The 16,616-nt window shown below is 49.7% G+C and carries 13 protein-coding genes; 6 read left to right on the plus strand and 7 right to left on the minus strand.

The genetic code is table 11. The features are described 5' to 3' along the window. Positions 1–97: 97 nt before the first annotated feature. Positions 98–2,578, plus strand: coding sequence for a hypothetical protein (locus B153_RS0108150; RefSeq protein WP_020596203.1), 2,481 nt, complete (start codon positions 98–100; stop codon positions 2,576–2,578). Positions 2,579–2,798: 220 nt separating this feature from the next. On the opposite strand, the gene B153_RS0108155 is transcribed toward B153_RS0108150, so the two are convergent. After that, the gene (locus B153_RS0108155; RefSeq protein WP_020596204.1) at positions 2,799–3,821 is read right to left on the minus strand and encodes a hypothetical protein; all 1,023 of its coding nucleotides are present in this window, start codon (positions 3,819–3,821) and stop codon (positions 2,799–2,801) included. A 79-nt stretch (positions 3,822–3,900) separates the two neighbouring features. Then, positions 3,901–4,833 carry an AraC family transcriptional regulator gene (locus B153_RS0108160; protein ID WP_020596205.1) on the minus strand — a complete coding sequence of 311 codons (933 nt, stop codon included), beginning with the start codon at positions 4,831–4,833 and terminating at the stop codon, positions 3,901–3,903. A gap of 279 nt (positions 4,834–5,112) precedes the next feature. On the opposite strand from B153_RS0108160, the gene B153_RS0108165 reads away from it, so the two are divergent. Beyond that, positions 5,113–6,153 (plus strand): SDR family oxidoreductase, encoded by a 1,041-nt coding sequence (locus B153_RS0108165; protein ID WP_157634614.1) that lies wholly within the window; start codon positions 5,113–5,115, stop codon positions 6,151–6,153. Positions 6,154–6,177: 24 nt separating this feature from the next. Beyond that, the gene (locus B153_RS0108170) at positions 6,178–6,984 is read left to right on the plus strand and encodes a helix-turn-helix domain-containing protein (RefSeq protein ID WP_040761034.1); all 807 of its coding nucleotides are present in this window, start codon (positions 6,178–6,180) and stop codon (positions 6,982–6,984) included. A gap of 9 nt (positions 6,985–6,993) precedes the next feature. On the opposite strand, the gene B153_RS0108175 is transcribed toward B153_RS0108170, so the two are convergent. From B153_RS0108175 to B153_RS0108190, 3 genes are all read right to left on the minus strand, one after another. Continuing rightward, the gene (locus tag B153_RS0108175; protein ID WP_020596208.1) at positions 6,994–7,767 is read right to left on the minus strand and encodes an alpha/beta hydrolase; all 774 of its coding nucleotides are present in this window, start codon (positions 7,765–7,767) and stop codon (positions 6,994–6,996) included. A gap of 163 nt (positions 7,768–7,930) precedes the next feature. Continuing rightward, on the minus strand, positions 7,931–8,392 hold the full coding sequence (locus B153_RS0108185) for a GNAT family N-acetyltransferase (RefSeq protein ID WP_020596210.1): 462 nt from the start codon (positions 8,390–8,392) through the stop codon (positions 7,931–7,933). 141 nt (positions 8,393–8,533) lie between these two features. After that, positions 8,534–8,905 carry a nuclear transport factor 2 family protein gene (locus B153_RS0108190; protein ID WP_020596211.1) on the minus strand — a complete coding sequence of 124 codons (372 nt, stop codon included), beginning with the start codon at positions 8,903–8,905 and terminating at the stop codon, positions 8,534–8,536. 195 nt (positions 8,906–9,100) lie between these two features. On the opposite strand from B153_RS0108190, the gene B153_RS0108195 reads away from it, so the two are divergent. Beyond that, positions 9,101–10,627: an aldehyde dehydrogenase family protein gene (locus B153_RS0108195; RefSeq protein WP_020596212.1), complete on the plus strand. Its 1,527-nt coding sequence runs from the start codon at positions 9,101–9,103 to the stop codon at positions 10,625–10,627. A 137-nt stretch (positions 10,628–10,764) separates the two neighbouring features. On the opposite strand, the gene B153_RS0108200 is transcribed toward B153_RS0108195, so the two are convergent. Further along, a complete protein-coding gene (locus tag B153_RS0108200) occupies positions 10,765–14,256 on the minus strand; it encodes an SdrD B-like domain-containing protein (protein WP_020596213.1) in 3,492 nt (1,163 codons plus the stop codon). Between the two features lie 384 nt (positions 14,257–14,640). On the opposite strand from B153_RS0108200, the gene B153_RS0108205 reads away from it, so the two are divergent. Next, on the plus strand, positions 14,641–15,228 hold the full coding sequence (locus B153_RS0108205) for an outer membrane beta-barrel protein (protein ID WP_020596214.1): 588 nt from the start codon (positions 14,641–14,643) through the stop codon (positions 15,226–15,228). Between the two features lie 40 nt (positions 15,229–15,268). Here the strand turns inward: B153_RS0108205 and B153_RS0108210 are convergent, their stop codons facing one another. After that, positions 15,269–15,880: an outer membrane beta-barrel protein gene (locus tag B153_RS0108210; RefSeq protein WP_020596215.1), complete on the minus strand. Its 612-nt coding sequence runs from the start codon at positions 15,878–15,880 to the stop codon at positions 15,269–15,271. A 153-nt stretch (positions 15,881–16,033) separates the two neighbouring features. Between B153_RS0108210 and B153_RS0108215 the strand changes: the two genes are divergently transcribed. Then, on the plus strand, positions 16,034–16,609 hold the full coding sequence (locus B153_RS0108215) for a hypothetical protein (protein ID WP_020596216.1): 576 nt from the start codon (positions 16,034–16,036) through the stop codon (positions 16,607–16,609). The last annotated feature ends 7 nt before the right edge of the window (positions 16,610–16,616 follow it).

Consider the following 16,616-nt stretch of genomic DNA (forward strand, 5'->3'; position numbering starts at 1 on the left):
CGAAGATGCTTCCTTCGTCAGCATGACAAAAACGCTCAATCCGTAAAAGTTTAATCCTGTTCATCCCGTAAATCCTGTCAGAAGAAACAGTAACGCAATGAAAAAATACATTCTTTATGCCTGTTTTGCGGGCTTGTTTTTTACGAACAGCCAGGTGTCGTTGGCACAATCAAAAGCACGGCCATCCTACAGCGGCATTTACCCGCACCTGGCCATGTATAACAATGAAGGCGAATGTGGCACGGGGGCTGTAGTGCCCTGGGCTGGTAAACTCTGGGTGGTTACCTATGGCCCTCACCTACCTTTCGGCTCGTCGGACAAACTCTACGAGATAACTGCCGATCTGAAACAGATTGTGCGGCCCGAAAGCATTGGTGGCACCCCCGCTAACCGCATGATTCATCCCGAAAGTAACCAGTTGTTCATTGGCCCCTACGCTATCGACAGCAAAGCCCATGTGCGGACAATCCCCTACAAAATCATGCAGGGACGCCACACCGGAAACGCTCGCCATCTGACCGATCCGAAAGGGAAAATCTACTACGGCACCATGGAAGAAGGATTCTACGAAGTTGACGTAAACACCTTAACACCAACGATGCTGTATGAAGACAACAACGTCAAAAACCCGAAGGTGTCGGACGAGTCGAACAACCAGCATTCGAATCTGCTGCCGGGTGCTCACGGCAAAGGCGTTTATTCGGGTCAGGGTGTTATGGTGTATTCCAACAACGGTGAACCTGGGCCCCAGGCCTTGGTTCAGTTCGATATTCCTGCCGGGTCGCTCTCGGAGTGGAATGGCAAAGACTGGACCGTTGTTCGGCGCAATCAGTTTGTGGAAGTCACGGGGCCCGGTGGCATCTACGGCAACAAGAATCCGGATTCCGACCCTATCTGGGCTACGGGCTGGGACCATAAATCGGTGCTACTGGGCGTTCGTGAGAAGGCAACGGGTTGGCATTTTTTCCGGTTGCCCAAAGCGAGTCATAGCTACGATGGGGCTCACGGCTGGAATACCGAATGGCCCCGCATCCGCGACGTCGGTACCGACCAGCAGCCCGACTACCTGATGACCATGCATGGGATGTTCTGGCGGTTTCCTGGTTCATTCACCGCGTCGAATACGGTAGGCATCCGCCCCCGGTCATCGTATCTGAAAGTAATTGGTGATTTTGCCCGCTGGAACAATCAACTGGTATTTGGCTGCGACGATTCGGCTCAAAAGGAGTTTCTGAACAAACGTAAAGCCAAAGGCAACATCGAAGGCCCCGGCCAATCGAACTCGAACCTGTGGTTTACGCCCCTGACCTTACCCGACCACCTCGGCCCCAATACTGCCGAAGGAGCTGTCTGGCAAAACGAAGCAGTGAAAGCCAGCGAACCCTCTGAGCCGTTCCTGTTTGCGGGTTGGGCCAATCGATCAGCATGGATACAGAACAGCAGCAACACCGACCTCACAATCACCTTTGAAGTCGATAAAGCGGGTAACGGCAACTGGACTCCGCTTCAAACAACCACTGTCGGCGCTCATGGGTCTGCTCATACGGCGTTTGCCGCCAATGCACCCGGCGAATGGATTCGGGTGAAAACCGATAAGCAGGCGACGCTGTCAGTCCAGTTTTTCTATGCCGCCAGCGATAGTCGTAACGCAGCGATCAGTCCACTGTTTAACGGACTAACCCATGTCAACTCGGCAACAACCACGGGCGGATTACTGTATGGGCTGGGTAAAAATCGACGGGTACTGGGTCTGGCCGCTCGCTCCTATTCAACGGGTCAACCTACCGACATTGGCTACTACGAACTGAATGGGTCGATGCAACTGGTTCGGAAAGATGACCCGGATATGCAGTCGTTTGTAAAGGAGAAATTCGCCATTCCACAAAAAGCCGTAACGATCGAAGAAGCCAGTGTGCTGGTCGTTGATGATAAAGGCCGTCGTTGGCGGCTCCCGTTAGGTAACAGCGCGTATACCAATCTAACCAATCAGGCAGCCTTACGCATTTGCCGGGAAGTATCTACCGAACGCGACCTGTTCAACTGCCACGGCACGTTTTATGAACTCCCGGCTGAAAATGCCGACGGCTACGCCAAAATCCGACCCATTGCCTCGCATACCCTCCGCATCAACGATTACGCTTCCTACCGGGGTCTGCTCATTCTGACTGGAATTGATCTTTCTTCGGCTGGCAAAAATGAGCACATTGTGGTGTCGGACGATAAAAAAGCGGCTGTCTGGGCGGGTGCGATCGACGATCTGTGGAAACTGGGCAAACCAATCGGTCACGGTGGCCCCTGGAAAAACACATCGGTTAGTGCCAACGAACCTTCTGACCCGTTTCTGATTGGCTTTTACGACCAGCGGTCTTTACAACTTTCGCATAAAGCAGCCTCGCCCATCACGTTCACCATCGAAGCCGACCCCACGGGCAATGGCATCTGGATGCGTTATAAAACGATCACCGTTTCGCCGGGCAAACCGAGTAGCTACGAATTTCCGAAAGATTTTCAGGCTCGCTGGATACGATTCAAAACCGACAAACCTTGCGAGGCTTCAGCTTTGCTGGAGTACAAATAGAACACGGATTGTTATGATGGTTATGATCTGTGTAAATCATAACCATCATAACAATCAGCGTTCTATCAGCCGTAGTAGAAAAAAATGTGAAAAATAAGTGCAATTCTGTTTCAGAGCACACAATAAAAAAGCAATACCGACGTTTTTAGAATGTTATGCGCTTCTCAAGCCCTGGTATTTCTCAATACCGGGGCTTTTTTGTTGGTTCCTGCAGGATCGATTAGTGAATCGAGATCATGGCCATACTCTGCGACACTAACTCCCCCATCGTTTGGCAGCGGAGAAAATCAGCGCTATGGTAGTGTTCCGCTAACGATTGGCGAAGACTTAGGACATTAGCCGCGGGTGCAATCTCATCCTGTCGCATTACCTCCATCAGGTCATGAAGCCGGACGGTTTCGGCCCGTATCCGACTGGCAATCAGCGCCCGTTCTTCAATCTGGTATTGCCGGACACTCTCAGGCGTCATGTAGCGTAGGCCCAATTCGATAATAGGCTGGTTTTGCTTGTAATACTGGGGCATATACACCGATTTACGCCCTTCGTACGATTGTTGATCGAAGTCGATGGCCCGAATGCGGTAGTAGACTTCATCAAAATCGGGGGTAATATCCACCACAAAATTGCTGGAATGCATATCGCCCAATAGCCTGACAAAACACCGTTCGTTGAACTTGACGAACTCCTTGCACAGCCGAATCGGATTCAAAGCGGGATCGTGAAGCTGATTATCGAAGAACATATCGCCCGGAATCCCCGCAATATGTTCCTCCACCAACGTTTGCCCGCTAGTCATGTAATTGATCCGGTTTGGCGACAGAATATGCTCTAACTCAAGGCCATAAATGCGCGATGCGTCAGCTCGCTTGATATAAAAATAATCGAAGTTGTCGTTGACCAGATTCCGAATCCGAACGCGAAATGGTTTCGTATTGCCATACAGGCACAGATCGACCCGGTCGATGGTCAGGTGCCGGGTAATCGACAGATCGCCATCAGCTTTCAACAGCGCATAAATCGCCTTCAGCGAAAGCTGCATTTCATCGGCTTCAGCCCCCGCAAAAAACACCGTTTCCCAAAGCGTGTCGCGTTCACGTTTGTCAAACAGCGTAATCGAACTGTTGTACCGCAGTAAATCTTCGTACTGTGTGGGCAGGGCCAGTTCGCGGTCGTACTGAAGCAGGTACGATTGAAGTGGCTTACGAATGGGATAAATGAGTTTCTTTCTGGATATGACAGGCATAAGCAGTAACCGACGTAAACCGGGAAATGACGCAATGTACAGCTTGAGCTGATAAACCAGCTCACAACGATCCGATAAGTCAGCACGATAACATTTGCCTGCGGTACTGAGCGGGCGACAGGCCCGTTTCCCGGCGGAACAACCGCATAAAATACGTCATATTATTGAAACCACACGCAAGGCTAATATCGGCCAGGCAACGATCTGTAGTCCGTAGTAACCTGGAAGCCAAAGCAATACGCTGCTGATTGATATAATCAATCGGCGTCAGGCCAAAGGTTTGCTTGAACGTCCGATAAAAATTAGGCTCACTCATGCAGGCTTCATCGGCCAATTCTTTAATATGAAGGTTCCGGTGGAGGTTTCTGGCAATATACTGAGCCACATGCGCCAGTCGATTGGTATTGATCTGTAAAGTATCCGGACTCAACAGCAACGTACGAGCCTGCGTCTGCATCAGCCGGACCACCAGTTCCTGTAAGACCAGATTGGCAAATACATCCTTCGCCTTGTTGTTTTCGGTAAAAATATAGATCAGTCGGGCAATGAGCTGATGAATCGGCTCGTCGTTGGTCAGAAAGAAATTGGTATGACCAAATTGCCACCCCTGCGGACTATCGATCAGCGGAACACGCTCATTGAGCAGATTCGTTACCTGCCGTATTTTATCGGAGTCGATCGCCAGCGCCAGGCATTGGGTCGGATTATCGGTTTCGGCTTCGGGAAAGTCGATCCGCATCATTTCCTGACCCGGCACAATAACCGACTCACCGGGCAGAAAATCGAAGGAAGGAGTGCCCGGCAAATGCATCACTTTTTTCCCCCGAATCATGCTGGCCAAAACCGGGCTGTTGAACGTCAGCTCTACTTTTTCGGCAACATGATGCGTCTCATAAATATTTAGCTCGGCCGTATCGATGGTATAGGCGGTTCGGTTTTCGACCTCCTGTTCCAGACGGCGAGCCTGCAAATGACGGGAAATATCCAGCGATGGCGCCTGTACGTTTTTCATGATAATGATCGCGGATACTTATCGTATCCAATCAACATATTTAAACTAGTCTATTCGCCGACAACGTGTTAGGCAACACAAAGTATAGCTTTTTTGTTGATAACCCCATTGGTTTTACCCTATTTTTTATTGGCATTATTGCAATTTAGCCAATTTATCAACGTGTATTCCTACTACGCCAATCCGACTCCGGACGTTTCAGCAAACTAAATTTGGACGTTTGAACAAAGTGACCAGCCTGCACCCTGCGGAACTTTGTAGGGTTAAATCGCAGAAGAAATGGCACAAATAGATAAACAAAAAATGGTACTGGTAACGGGCGGTACTGGCTTCGTCGGGATTCATTGCATTCTGCAACTGCTCCAAAAAGGCTACCGCGTCAAAACGACGATCCGCTCACTACAACGAAAGGAAGACGTAATCGCCATGCTCAAAAACGGGGGAATTACTGACCTTAGCCAACTGACGTTTGTTGAAGCGGACCTTACCAACGATGCCAACTGGAGCGAAGCCGCAGCAGGTTGCGATTATGTATTGCACGTGGCTTCGCCCATCAGTTTGCGTATCCCTAAAGACGAAAATGACATGATCCGTCCGGCGGTAGAGGGCACGCTACGGGTGCTGCGGGCGGCTCGCGATGCGGGCGTAAAGCGGGTAGTGATGACGTCCAACTTTGGTGCTGTGGGCTACAGCCATACCGACACCACAAAAGTGATAACCGAAGAAAGCTGGACCGACCCGAATGAACCGGGCCTCTCGGCCTACAACAAATCGAAAGTACTGGCCGAACGAGCTGCCTGGGCGTTTATGGAAAAAGAAGGCGGTAATCTGGAACTATCGGTTATCAATCCGGTGGGTATTTTCGGACCATCCCTTGGCCCTGAGCTGTCGAGTGGGTTTGGCTTGCTGAAGCAGGTTCTGGACGGTTCCATGAAACGGGTTCCCAATATGACGATTAGCCTTGTAGACGTACGTGATGTGGCCGACTTACACCTACGCGCCATGACCAACCCGGCCGCCAAAGGGCAACGTTTTCTGGCTATTGCCGGAGAAACCATGACCTTACCCGACATAGCTCAGTTTCTGAACCATAAGCTTGGCGACAAACTCAGGCACATTTCCACAAAGCGTTTACCCGACTGGGTCGTCCGTATAGCTGCGCTGTTCAATCCAACGGCTAAAAATCTGGTGCCGATGCTAAGCCGTTATCGTACTGCCAGCAACGAAAAAGCCAAGACGCTGCTCGGCTGGCAACCCCGAACCAATGAAGAAGCGCTGCTGGCGACGGCCGACAGTTTAATGCAGTTTGGTCATTTGTGATTTTTTCGGTCTAACTTGACGCTCATGAACGTATCTTCCATCACGTCCTGCTACCTCGGTCCACAGATTTCGCCGGAGCAATTCGTTTCGGAGCATTTCTTTCTGTACCTGATCAAAGGCAGCATCGATTACTACGACGGGATTCATCATCAGGTTCTGCAACCGGGCGAATGCTGTCTGGTACGTAAAAACCATCTGGTAAAATACACCAAGCATAAGGCCGATAACCAGTTCGAGAAAGTGGTGGTCGTGTTCGATGAAGCGTTTCTAAAAGCGTATCAGGCCCGACACACCGTATCCCTAACCAATTACAACACAAACGACGCGTATTACTTTATTCGGCAAAATGAGCTGATACCCAACTTCCTGCAATCTCTGGAGCCGTACTACAACGGTGAAGGGAGGATCAACCCTACTTTTGCCGATCTTAAGCGCGAAGAATTACTGCTTATTCTGCTGCAATCCAACCCTGATCTGGCCACCATTTTATTCGATTTTAGCAGTCCTCAGAAAATAGACCTCGAAGCCTACATGAACCGCAATTTCCGGTTCAATGTCAGCATAGAGCGGTTTGCTTATTTGACTGGCCGGAGTCTGTCGGCTTTCAAACGGGATTTTGAACGTATTTTCCACGAAACACCCAGTCGCTGGCTCGTACGCAAACGCCTACAGGAAGCGTATTTTCTGATCGAGAAACAGGCGCAGAAACCATCCGACATTTACCTGGATCTGGGTTTCGAAGACCTCTCTCATTTTTCGTTTGCCTTTAAAAAACGGTTTGGTTTACCGCCCACCCAATTGGCCGAACGCAGGCAGGTGGCCAGTTCCTGAAGCGACCTACTAGTTCAGTTTGTTGAGCCAATCCAAAATACTTTCGGCCACTTCCTGCCAGCCTGCTTCACCACAGATAAAATGGCTTCGGCCCGAAAACTCTTTGAAATCCACCACGCTTCCGGCATCCTTGTAGCTCGACGCAATCTTCCGGGTAAGCGTTGGTGGGAAAATGGTATCTTTTTCTCCGGCAATAAAGAACAGAGGCCGATGAGGTTTCTTTAGATCTACGTTTGAGAAGGCTTTCAGTACCGTATCACGACCAATTTTCCGGCTTTCAGGAACCGCAATGGCCTCATAGGCGCTGGCCGCTTCTGTTTCGGATAAGGTGTTAAAAAAGGCCCGGTTATACCAGTCGCGGGTGCCCAGATAAGGCGAATTCCCCTTAAAGAAGTCGATGGCAGGCCACACAATTTTTATGGTGGAGAAAGGCGGCATTATATTTTTTGGCGGTGCCCCGTCGATACTGACACCGGCATAGGCTTTGTCGAGTTCAATCAATTTCTGCACCACCAGACCGGCCATTGAATGCCCAATTACAATCGGCTTTTCGGGCAGGGTATCAATCAGCTTTACAATATTCATGACCACATCTTCAAAACCTGTTTTGGTCAGATCGGGATGTATATTCGTCCGCAGATCGTTGGGGTTTCCTTCGTGGCCGGGGTTAGCTGGCGTATAAACGGTGTAGCCCTGGGCTTCAAAATAGGTTTTCCAGTCCTGCCAACTGGTGTTGTTCACAAACATGCCATGAATGAGAACAAGGGTTTTAGGCTTTTTCATTTTTCTGTTCGTTTTTAAGTACGACACAAAGGTTCAGGGAAAAGCCCACAATAATTTTAACCAGGGTTAAAATCGAATGATAGACCACAGATTATTAGGATGAGTATGATTTACACGGATCATGATCAATCATACTCATCCTAATAATCTGTGGTCTATCTCGTTAGAGATGTTTTTCGAAATACACTACATCGGCTTCCGGGTTGTAGTTGTAGGGTTCTATTTCAGTAAAACCGTAGCGTTGATACAACTTCAGGGCGGGGGTCAATCGTCGTAAACTGTCCAGTTTCATCCATTCATAGCTCAGTTTCCAAGCGGTTGTCAGGGCGATTTCCATCATGACATCGGCCCATCCCTGCCCCCGGTACGTCGGATGGATATACATCCGCTTGAGTTCGCAGGTTTTCACGTCCAGTTGCCGGAGTGCAGCACAGCCCACCCAGTTACCGCCATTTTCCAGCAGCCACAATTCACCTTTTGGCGGGCCATACATAACTGGAAGCGTTTGCAATTCTTTATCGAAGTTCTGAAACTGTAAATCAATGCCAAGTCCTACAGCATATTCCTTAAAAAGAGCAATGGCAGCCAGGTAGTGTTCGGGCGTTCGGGCAACGATAATCTGCATATGAATTGATAAAGTGCTATTTCTGAAGCGACTAGAACACGGATGGGTATGACTCTTATGATTGATTAATATCCAGGCAATCTTAATCGCTCGGGCAAACGGGTATTATACCAATCCGTGTTTTATAAAAACAAAGTTAGTCTAATTGGGCAACGGGCTAATATGAGCCCCAACAATTTGCCAACTTCCAGTCTGTTTACTCCAAATACGGGTATAACGGCAAAAACCGGCAAAATGGCCTCCCTGGAACGTAACCTGCATATCCATCAGCACAAACACAATAGCCGCTTCAGGCAGGAGTTTGATGTCTGTTTTTTTCGAAACCAGCGTGTGAAAAGTTACCTGCCCCGTTCGGTGCATGGCCAGATCCTCTTCCTTTGTAACCATCTGTCCATCGGGCCCCACAGCCAGCAACTCGTCGGATAAAAGCCTATCCAGTTCAGCAACATTGCGGGTAAGCATGGCCTGGCGTAATCGTTCTTCCTCCTGTTGGATTTCCTCTAACTGACTCATAGTTAAACTTGTTCAACACAAAGATTCACTACCTGATCTTTCTCTGTAGTCAGTATGGATTGGTATTTTATCGGTTAAAGCGACCAGCGAAAAATTGATAGGATTGTTCAGTTTGACGATACGATTGCTCAACTCCTGATAGAACAATTCTATCAAACTTTGTAACAAATCCTATTTATAACTTTTCTACGACTTATGGAAGTACAAGAAGCGCCCAGCACAACCCTACCCCGCCCCGTATTCAAAACCCAATACGAAAACTACATTGGTGGTAAATGGGTAGCCCCTGTTGATGGTGAATATTTTAACAATACCTCGCCCGTTGACGATAGTTTGATTGCCCGGGTTCCACGCTCTAAAGCAGCCGATATTGAACTGGCTCTCGATGCAGCCCATAAAGCGTTTGCTTCCTGGTCACGGACATCGGCTACCGAACGCAGCAACATGCTGTTAAAGATCGCGGATAAAATCGAGCAGAATCTGGAATTTCTGGCCCGTGTCGAAACGGTTGAGAATGGCAAAGCGGTTCGTGAAACGCTGGCCGCCGATCTTCCGCTCTGCGTGGATCACTTCCGGTATTTTGCCGGGGTTATCCGGGCCGAAGAAGGCTCTGTTGCCGAACTGGATGCCGACACGGTTTCGATGATTATCAAAGAGCCTATTGGCGTTGTCGGTCAGATCATTCCCTGGAACTTCCCCTTACTGATGGCCACCTGGAAGCTGGCTCCGGCACTGGCGGCTGGCTGCTGCGTAGTGATGAAACCTGCCGAGCAAACGCCAACGTCCATTCTGGTGCTGATGGAGTTGATCGAAGGGTTGATTCCGCCGGGTGTGGTGAATATCGTCAATGGATTTGGCCCGGAAGCGGGCAAACCACTGGCCCAAAGCAAGCGGGTAGCCAAAGTTGCCTTTACGGGCGAAACCACGACCGGCCGACTGATTATGCAGTATGCTTCCGAAAACCTGATTCCGGTCACGATGGAGCTGGGTGGCAAATCGCCCAACATCTTTATGGAATCAGTGGCGGATGCCGATGACGAGTTCTTCGACAAGTGTGTAGAAGGCGCTGTGATGTTTGCCTTGAACCAGGGGGAAGTATGTACCTGCCCTTCACGGATGCTGGTTCACGAAAAAATGTATGATCGGTTTATTGAGCGGGTTATCCAACGGACCGAAGCCATCAAACTGGGTCACCCCCTCGATCCCGAAACAATGATGGGTGCGCAGGCCAGCAACGACCAGTTCGAGAAAATCCTGTCGTACATTGACATTGGCAAGCAGGAAGGTGCTGAAGTATTAACGGGTGGCGGGCCCGCCGGTCTGGTAGGCAACGGGCTGGAGTCGGGTTACTACATCAAGCCCACAATCTTCAAAGGAAACAACAAGATGCGCATCTTCCAGGAAGAGATCTTCGGGCCTGTAGTCTCGGTGACGACGTTCAAAGATGCGAACGAAGCGCTATCGATCGCCAACGATACGCTGTACGGGCTAGGAGCTGGTTTCTGGTCGCGGGATGCGCATGAACTGTACCAGATTCCCCGCCAGATTCAGGCAGGTCGCGTATGGGTCAATTGCTATCACCAATACCCAGCCCATGCCCCATTCGGTGGATATAAGAAGTCGGGTTTTGGCCGTGAGAATCACCACATGATGCTCAATCACTACCGTCAGACCAAAAACCTGCTGATCTCTTACAGCAAAAATAAATTAGGGTTCTTTTAAATAAGGAGGAAAGGAGTAAGGGGAGGAAAGGGAGTAGAGGGAAGAGAGGGAGCAAACAACTTCCCTCTACTCCCCTTCCTCCCTTTACTCCCTTCTCTTCCCTCTACTCCCTTTCCTCCCTTTCCTCCCCTTCCTCCCTACCTAGGATCGCCAATTCGGACTGGGCGCTTATTTTGAGTAAGCACATAGGGCACACAAATGTCGGCCGGACAGCCGCAGGTTGTTTTCAGCAGGATTACCTGCTTATCGGTATAACAGCCCGATGCATTGTAGACGCGAACGGTATACACCTGATCGGCAACCGGATTCAACAGCGTATTCGCAATAACCCCGTTGGCAGGAATAATCTGGGGGGCACCCAATACCGAGGCAGTCGCATTGAACGTTGCTCCCAGCGAATATTGGAAGGTATTACCAGCCTGAAATGCACTCAGTACGATCTGACCGTTAGTTTGTGGCGTATTGCCAATACAACTAGCCGGAAGGGCAGTTGCCAGGAATGTAGGTAGTGAATCTTCGACCACAATAAACGGACAGCAACTAAAATTCGGGCATTGACCCGACCCTGCTCCGTTATCTACGGCCAGACTATAACTACCTCGTTCAGTGACTTCCAGCGTGTCAGTTGTGGCATTCGGAATGGCCTGCCCATCTTTATACCACTGATACGATGTATGACCCGCCGGGGCTGTCAGAACAAACGCATAATCGTCGCCGACACACATATGTACCGGAACGGATGTACAGGCGCGGGCCGTGTCGCCGGGAATACTAGCCGTGTTATACAAAATCCCCGTACTATCGGCTTTCGCCCGAAATGTCAGGCTCAGGCTCTCACCCGGACTCATAGTGGCTATTGTCCAGCTACTGCGTGGATTACCCTGAAGCCAGGATGTTCCTGCTGGGGCCGATGCTGAATTGGGTACATAAGTCAGGCCAACAGTAGCCGAATCGCGTACGGTCACATTCGTCGCAGTTAAACTTCCCGTATTGGTCAATACCAGCGTATAGCTCAGAATTTCGCCAAGCTCAGCCTTCGATTTATCCACCCGCTTTTCAATGTCAAGTTGTGGACAAGTGGCCGGAGCAAGGTAGGTGACGCTGGCAGGTGAACAATCGGTACGCGAATAGCTGGCCGTGATCGTGTGCGACCCGCTGCCTGTTGCCAACCCACTCAGCGAATAGGCTATGGAGGTTGTACCGGCAGGTACAGAGAGCGTTGTACTGACAGCACCATCCGTTACCGTAAGCGTCCCGGCCGAAACGTTTGAAAAACTAACTGTACCGGATACCGTGTACCGATTCGTTGTTCCATCACAGGACGATGGGGTTCCCGTCAACGCCAGCGCACAGGTGGCATAGGCAGCATCGAACGAAAAGTTGTTTTGCCCAGCCTGCCCCAGCACAAATGCAATGACCCCATCCGAATTCGGGTCAGAATCAATGTTTTCCGCATTAGGCCCCGTAGCCAGATCATGACGGCTGCTGAGCATAACGGTACTGAAACTGGCTGGAAACGCTAATGAATACGACCCACCCGGCGTCAGCCCGGTCAGGCTATACACAAATCCGGGGCTGGGTGTTCCGTTGGCACTGGAAAAATAATATTCACCTGCCGAATTGGTCGTGACACTTACGGGCGACGAAAGCCCAGAACCACGCAACGTTACTTCTACACCAGCCAGGGGTGGTTCGCCGGGGTCCTGCACACCATTGTCGTTGGTATCGAACCAAACCCGGTTGCCTATTTCGATGGGTGCGGGCTGACAAGCCAGTTCCAGATCACCCAATCCATTGGCTTTCCCATATCCATACGCATCTTCTTCGTAGAGAATAACCCCTGCTGCTGGATTTGGGTCGATGCCCGTTGGATTACCATCTTTAGCTCCCGTCGCGTTGATCAATCGTTTGATGCCCCCTGTATTAAAAATTTCGGTCGGATCAATGGCCGTCATTGCCACTTTGGCACTCCCGCCCAGTTGCGCTATACCTCCCTGGGAACTTAGCCCGTGGTTAGCCCCATTCTGCACCCGGTCGCCCCAGTAATATTTACCCGTTCCGGGGCCTGCCGTAGTGGTTTGAGTAGCCGATGCCGATGTTACGACCCCACATAAACTGCCATCATTTTCAATGGTCCAGGCAACATCCGCCGGGTTACATTTACGAGCCCGAAGGATTTCGCCGGGGGTAATGCCGCTGATCAGATCGGCATTGCTGCCGGGTTTATAATTTTTATAGCCGGTTTGGTCGCCAAAACGATCCCGAAGGCCAATCAGCATGTCGCCTGTCGTTGGTTCAAATTCAATGTCGGTCAACCAGGGTTGCGGAAAGCTTACAACCCCCTCATTTCGATCCGCCTGATAAATGGATATCCAGGGCCGCCAGAATTCACTCCGTGCTGGATTCGTTGGGCTATTGGGAAGCACATCGGCCCCGGAAGCGCCTTTCTGGTACGTTAGCGGAAATGACAAGACCGTTGTAAACGAAGCCGGGGTCGCGGGGTCAATGGCATAAACCGTAGCACTCAGGCCGTCGGTTGGGCCATAGGGAACGGTTGTAGTGTCTAAATCTTCGCGCGTACAGACCACACCCACATACACCTTACCCCGGTAAAATTTGACCGCAAATGGCCGATAGCTGCCTTCCGTAGCCGTACTGCTCGTTGTACAACCCGGATTCGGAATGGGCACGCCCGTAGCCGTTTTTGTGGCCACGTCAATCGAATACAACGTCCGGTTTTTCAGGTTAACGACGTAGAGCGTTTTATCATCGTCCGAGAGATCGATACCGCCTAAACTGGTTTTTCCTACCGCATCGAAGGCAATGCTGTCGTGGCTGGCCAAACTGGCCGTTGTCGTTGGTAGATCGTTGCCATGCGTTTCGGTAGTGGACGATACGGCGGTTCCCCCTATCGTTGTAAAGTTGAAAAATTCGGTTGTATTGCCACTGGAAGCCGACGTTGGTGAGGTAATATAAATCGCATTGGGCCCACCAGCCGAAAAACCTACGTGTCGTTTGGTAAATGAGGCCGAATAAATCTGTCCGGTCGATCTGTTATAAGCCACTCCCCAGGTTGAACCAACCTCACCGACAGAGGCAAAATAGCTCATGGTTTTGCTATCGTCTTCAACGGTATAAGGTGTTCCCACCAGCGCCACCCGCTGTGTGATGGATGGGTTTCCCGAAGTCGGATCAGCCGAAATAAAACAGGTAGTAATCAGTTGGGGCGAAACCGATTGGCAATAGTCGGCCGGATAGTTGACTCCCAGATTTACATTAGCCTCTCCCCCATTCACAAACTGGACCGATGTACCGCTATTTCCTCCCCTAAACGCTTCGTAATCGCCCAACAGCAGATTGGTAAACTCAACCCGATAGGCTTCCGAATTTCCTACCACCAGCGTGTATGTGCCTATGCTAGCCGTTGCTGTGCTACTTACGGCAGTGGCGATGGCGGCTCCCGATGCATTATAAGCCGTAATCCTTACCCCACCTACACCCGGTTCTCCGTATGTATACGAAGCCGGATCGGTAATGGGTTCGTACAGACCGTTGCTGTTGAAATCCCGGAAAACTGTACCCGTAATCGCCTGCCCAAACCCCGGCAATGGCGTAGTTACCCAAGCCATAAAAAGCAGGAATAAAGGAAGAGCGTGTTTTATCGTAAAGTTGAGCATGAACCCGTATTTTATAAATGAATGCCTAATTTAAGACGACTTATAACATACTCTTTAATAAATATAGACTACAAATAGTAACCATTTGGCCATATAAATTCCAGCCAGAATTATGCCAAACCCTCAAATGGACGCATCAGAATTTATTTATAGGAGAAGTTGGCTGGCGTTTGCGTAACGCATATAACAACCACCTGAAAAAGAGCAGATTAACCTAGAACAATTAGCCTGTAGGACCCCTTTTTAGTAGCCAGCGTGTTAAAAACATTTAAATATCCTCATGAATCACAACGCCAGCAGGTGAAAAGGGCTCCCTGATCACAAACACGATATTCTATGAAACGGTATTTAGTTTTACTCTGTCTGGCGATGCCTCTGGTGGGAAGTGCCCAATCCACGACTCTTAGCCACCAACAGGACTTACTAGGGAAGGGACATATACACGTTGGCCTTATTGCTGGGCAGGGCTATCGGGGCACCTATCCCACCACCACCTACACGTCGCCCCGTGTTCAGTATTTTATTACCAACGGTTGGTCGTTGGCGGTTGAAGGGCGGTTTTCAGGCAGTACGATCTACCCTCAATCCGTTGATAAGCCCGATTACAGGCAATGGAGTGGGGGCGTATCAACGCGTTACTATTTTCTGCGTGGGAAACGGCTGGCTACATTTGTCCATTTGGGCACCTATCATGGCCATAGTACACTTCGGATGAAGTCCGACGCTCCTGCTACCGAATCACGTACCTGGCAAACCGAAGTGGGCCTTGGCGCGCAATATCGAGTAGCGAAGCGGTGGTCTGTCGAAGCCATGGCCGGGCGAAGCTGGCAGAAGAGTTCGCCAACGAATTCCTATTTTCTCTTAACCCCCGACAATTTTAATCGATGGCAGGTGAGTATTGGTATTAACTACCAGCTCCACTGATCTATTCTTCAGCCTGCTGGAACAGGTAAAACGGAGTTGTTTATCGCCCGAAATAGAGCTGAAAACCGAAATCCATCGAAAAAAACTTTGAATCCACTGGTGGAAAGCTCTGCTGGTTGGCCGGAATATTATCCAGAAAACCTACTTCCATATGCTGAATGGTGTAGCTCAACCCTACATTCAGGCCAATGTTTCGGGTAATAAAGTAAGCGACACCGGCATGGGGCGCAATAGTCGTAGAATATCCCGTTGCTTTCGATTCGCCATTCAGAAACGATCGGTAGTAATTAACGGTACGATTATAACTATAGGCAGCACCGATATAGGGCTTTAAAGGGCCTTTTCCGAAATAGTAATTGACAAAAGGAGATAACCCATAAATCAACTGGTAGCTCTTGAAGTCGGGCGATTTGAGATAGCTGGTCGAATAGCTAACTGGAATCCCTGTTCCCAGAAGCAGGTTTTTAGCCACAAAGTACCCTAGCGTTGGAGTGATGGTCCCGGAAAAGCTTTTTTGGGCATACTGGCCCTCATTCTGATACCTGAGGTTACCGATCTGGCTACCGATTTGCCAGCGCCCTTTTTCCGTTTGCGACCATACAAACGAACACCCAACAAGAAGTAACAGGCTGGTTAATAGATATTTTTTCATAACTAAACATGTTTTGTTTCCAATATGATACTAAATACCGCCTTTCGGTTGTAATTCTTTCCCGCGAATCGCTTCACAAGCTATCAATATTCAAAACAACATACAACCATTTACTAATTCAGTGTATCTTGACGCTTATAAACACACTCCGCTATGAAAAATGGATCGTTCCTTCCGAAGCTATTTAACCTGCTTTGGCTGCCGGCCATGATCGTTTTAGGGCTATCAGGCTGCAAAGAGGCTGAAGTTTTCCGCCCATTGGCCTATCCCGATCTATTTGGCACCTGGACTACCAACGGCTTTGTATTCGAGTCAGGTGGCCCTTTGCCAACGGCTGATCAACTAGCCTGGTTTAAACCTCTGGAGGCCTCTTCTTTTACGTTTCAATCAGACAGTACCTACCTGAAACGCTCAAAAGATTCATTCGTAAACCCAACGACGGTTTTAGTGAAATTGGAACGTGGTACGTTTAGCGTTGCCAACGGCATTCTCAAGCTATCGACTCGCGATACAATCACGGGCGTAACCCGAAACATCTACTATCGGTGTGATTTCACCAAAAAACAGATCGGCCATTCCGAGATTCGGACGGTTTCGATGCATGCCACCAGAGATCTATTGCTAAAATCACTTGCCGATCAAAACCAGACAACAGCAATGATTCAGCAAAATTTCCCTTACCTGCTGGATCGTAACCTCTTTACAGTCAGCCAGGAACTTACCCGATAACTTGTTT

It is taken from the genome of Spirosoma panaciterrae DSM 21099 (genome assembly GCF_000374025.1).
Lineage (GTDB): Bacteria > Bacteroidota > Bacteroidia > Cytophagales > Spirosomataceae > Spirosoma > Spirosoma panaciterrae.

What these genes read in the sequence shown, in the direction of transcription:
- B153_RS0108165 (WP_157634614.1), top strand. Translation starts at nt 5,113, where the DNA reads ATGGCACAAATAGATAAACAAAAAATGGTACTGGTAACGGGCGGTACT.
- B153_RS0108170 (WP_040761034.1), top strand. Translation starts at nt 6,178, where the DNA reads ATGAACGTATCTTCCATCACGTCCTGCTACCTCGGTCCACAGATTTCG.
- B153_RS0108210 (WP_020596215.1), bottom strand. Translation starts at nt 15,880, where the DNA reads ATGAAAAAATATCTATTAACCAGCCTGTTACTTCTTGTTGGGTGTTCG.
- B153_RS0108200 (WP_020596213.1), bottom strand. Translation starts at nt 14,256, where the DNA reads ATGGCTTGGGTAACTACGCCATTGCCGGGGTTTGGGCAGGCGATTACG.
- B153_RS0108195 (WP_020596212.1), top strand. Translation starts at nt 9,101, where the DNA reads ATGGAAGTACAAGAAGCGCCCAGCACAACCCTACCCCGCCCCGTATTC.
- B153_RS0108215 (WP_020596216.1), top strand. Translation starts at nt 16,034, where the DNA reads ATGAAAAATGGATCGTTCCTTCCGAAGCTATTTAACCTGCTTTGGCTG.
- B153_RS0108185 (WP_020596210.1), bottom strand. Translation starts at nt 8,392, where the DNA reads ATGCAGATTATCGTTGCCCGAACGCCCGAACACTACCTGGCTGCCATT.
- B153_RS0108160 (WP_020596205.1), bottom strand. Translation starts at nt 4,833, where the DNA reads ATGAAAAACGTACAGGCGCCATCGCTGGATATTTCCCGTCATTTGCAG.
- B153_RS0108190 (WP_020596211.1), bottom strand. Translation starts at nt 8,905, where the DNA reads ATGAGTCAGTTAGAGGAAATCCAACAGGAGGAAGAACGATTACGCCAG.
- B153_RS0108205 (WP_020596214.1), top strand. Translation starts at nt 14,641, where the DNA reads ATGAAACGGTATTTAGTTTTACTCTGTCTGGCGATGCCTCTGGTGGGA.
- B153_RS0108150 (WP_020596203.1), top strand. Translation starts at nt 98, where the DNA reads ATGAAAAAATACATTCTTTATGCCTGTTTTGCGGGCTTGTTTTTTACG.
- B153_RS0108175 (WP_020596208.1), bottom strand. Translation starts at nt 7,767, where the DNA reads ATGAAAAAGCCTAAAACCCTTGTTCTCATTCATGGCATGTTTGTGAAC.
- B153_RS0108155 (WP_020596204.1), bottom strand. Translation starts at nt 3,821, where the DNA reads ATGCCTGTCATATCCAGAAAGAAACTCATTTATCCCATTCGTAAGCCA.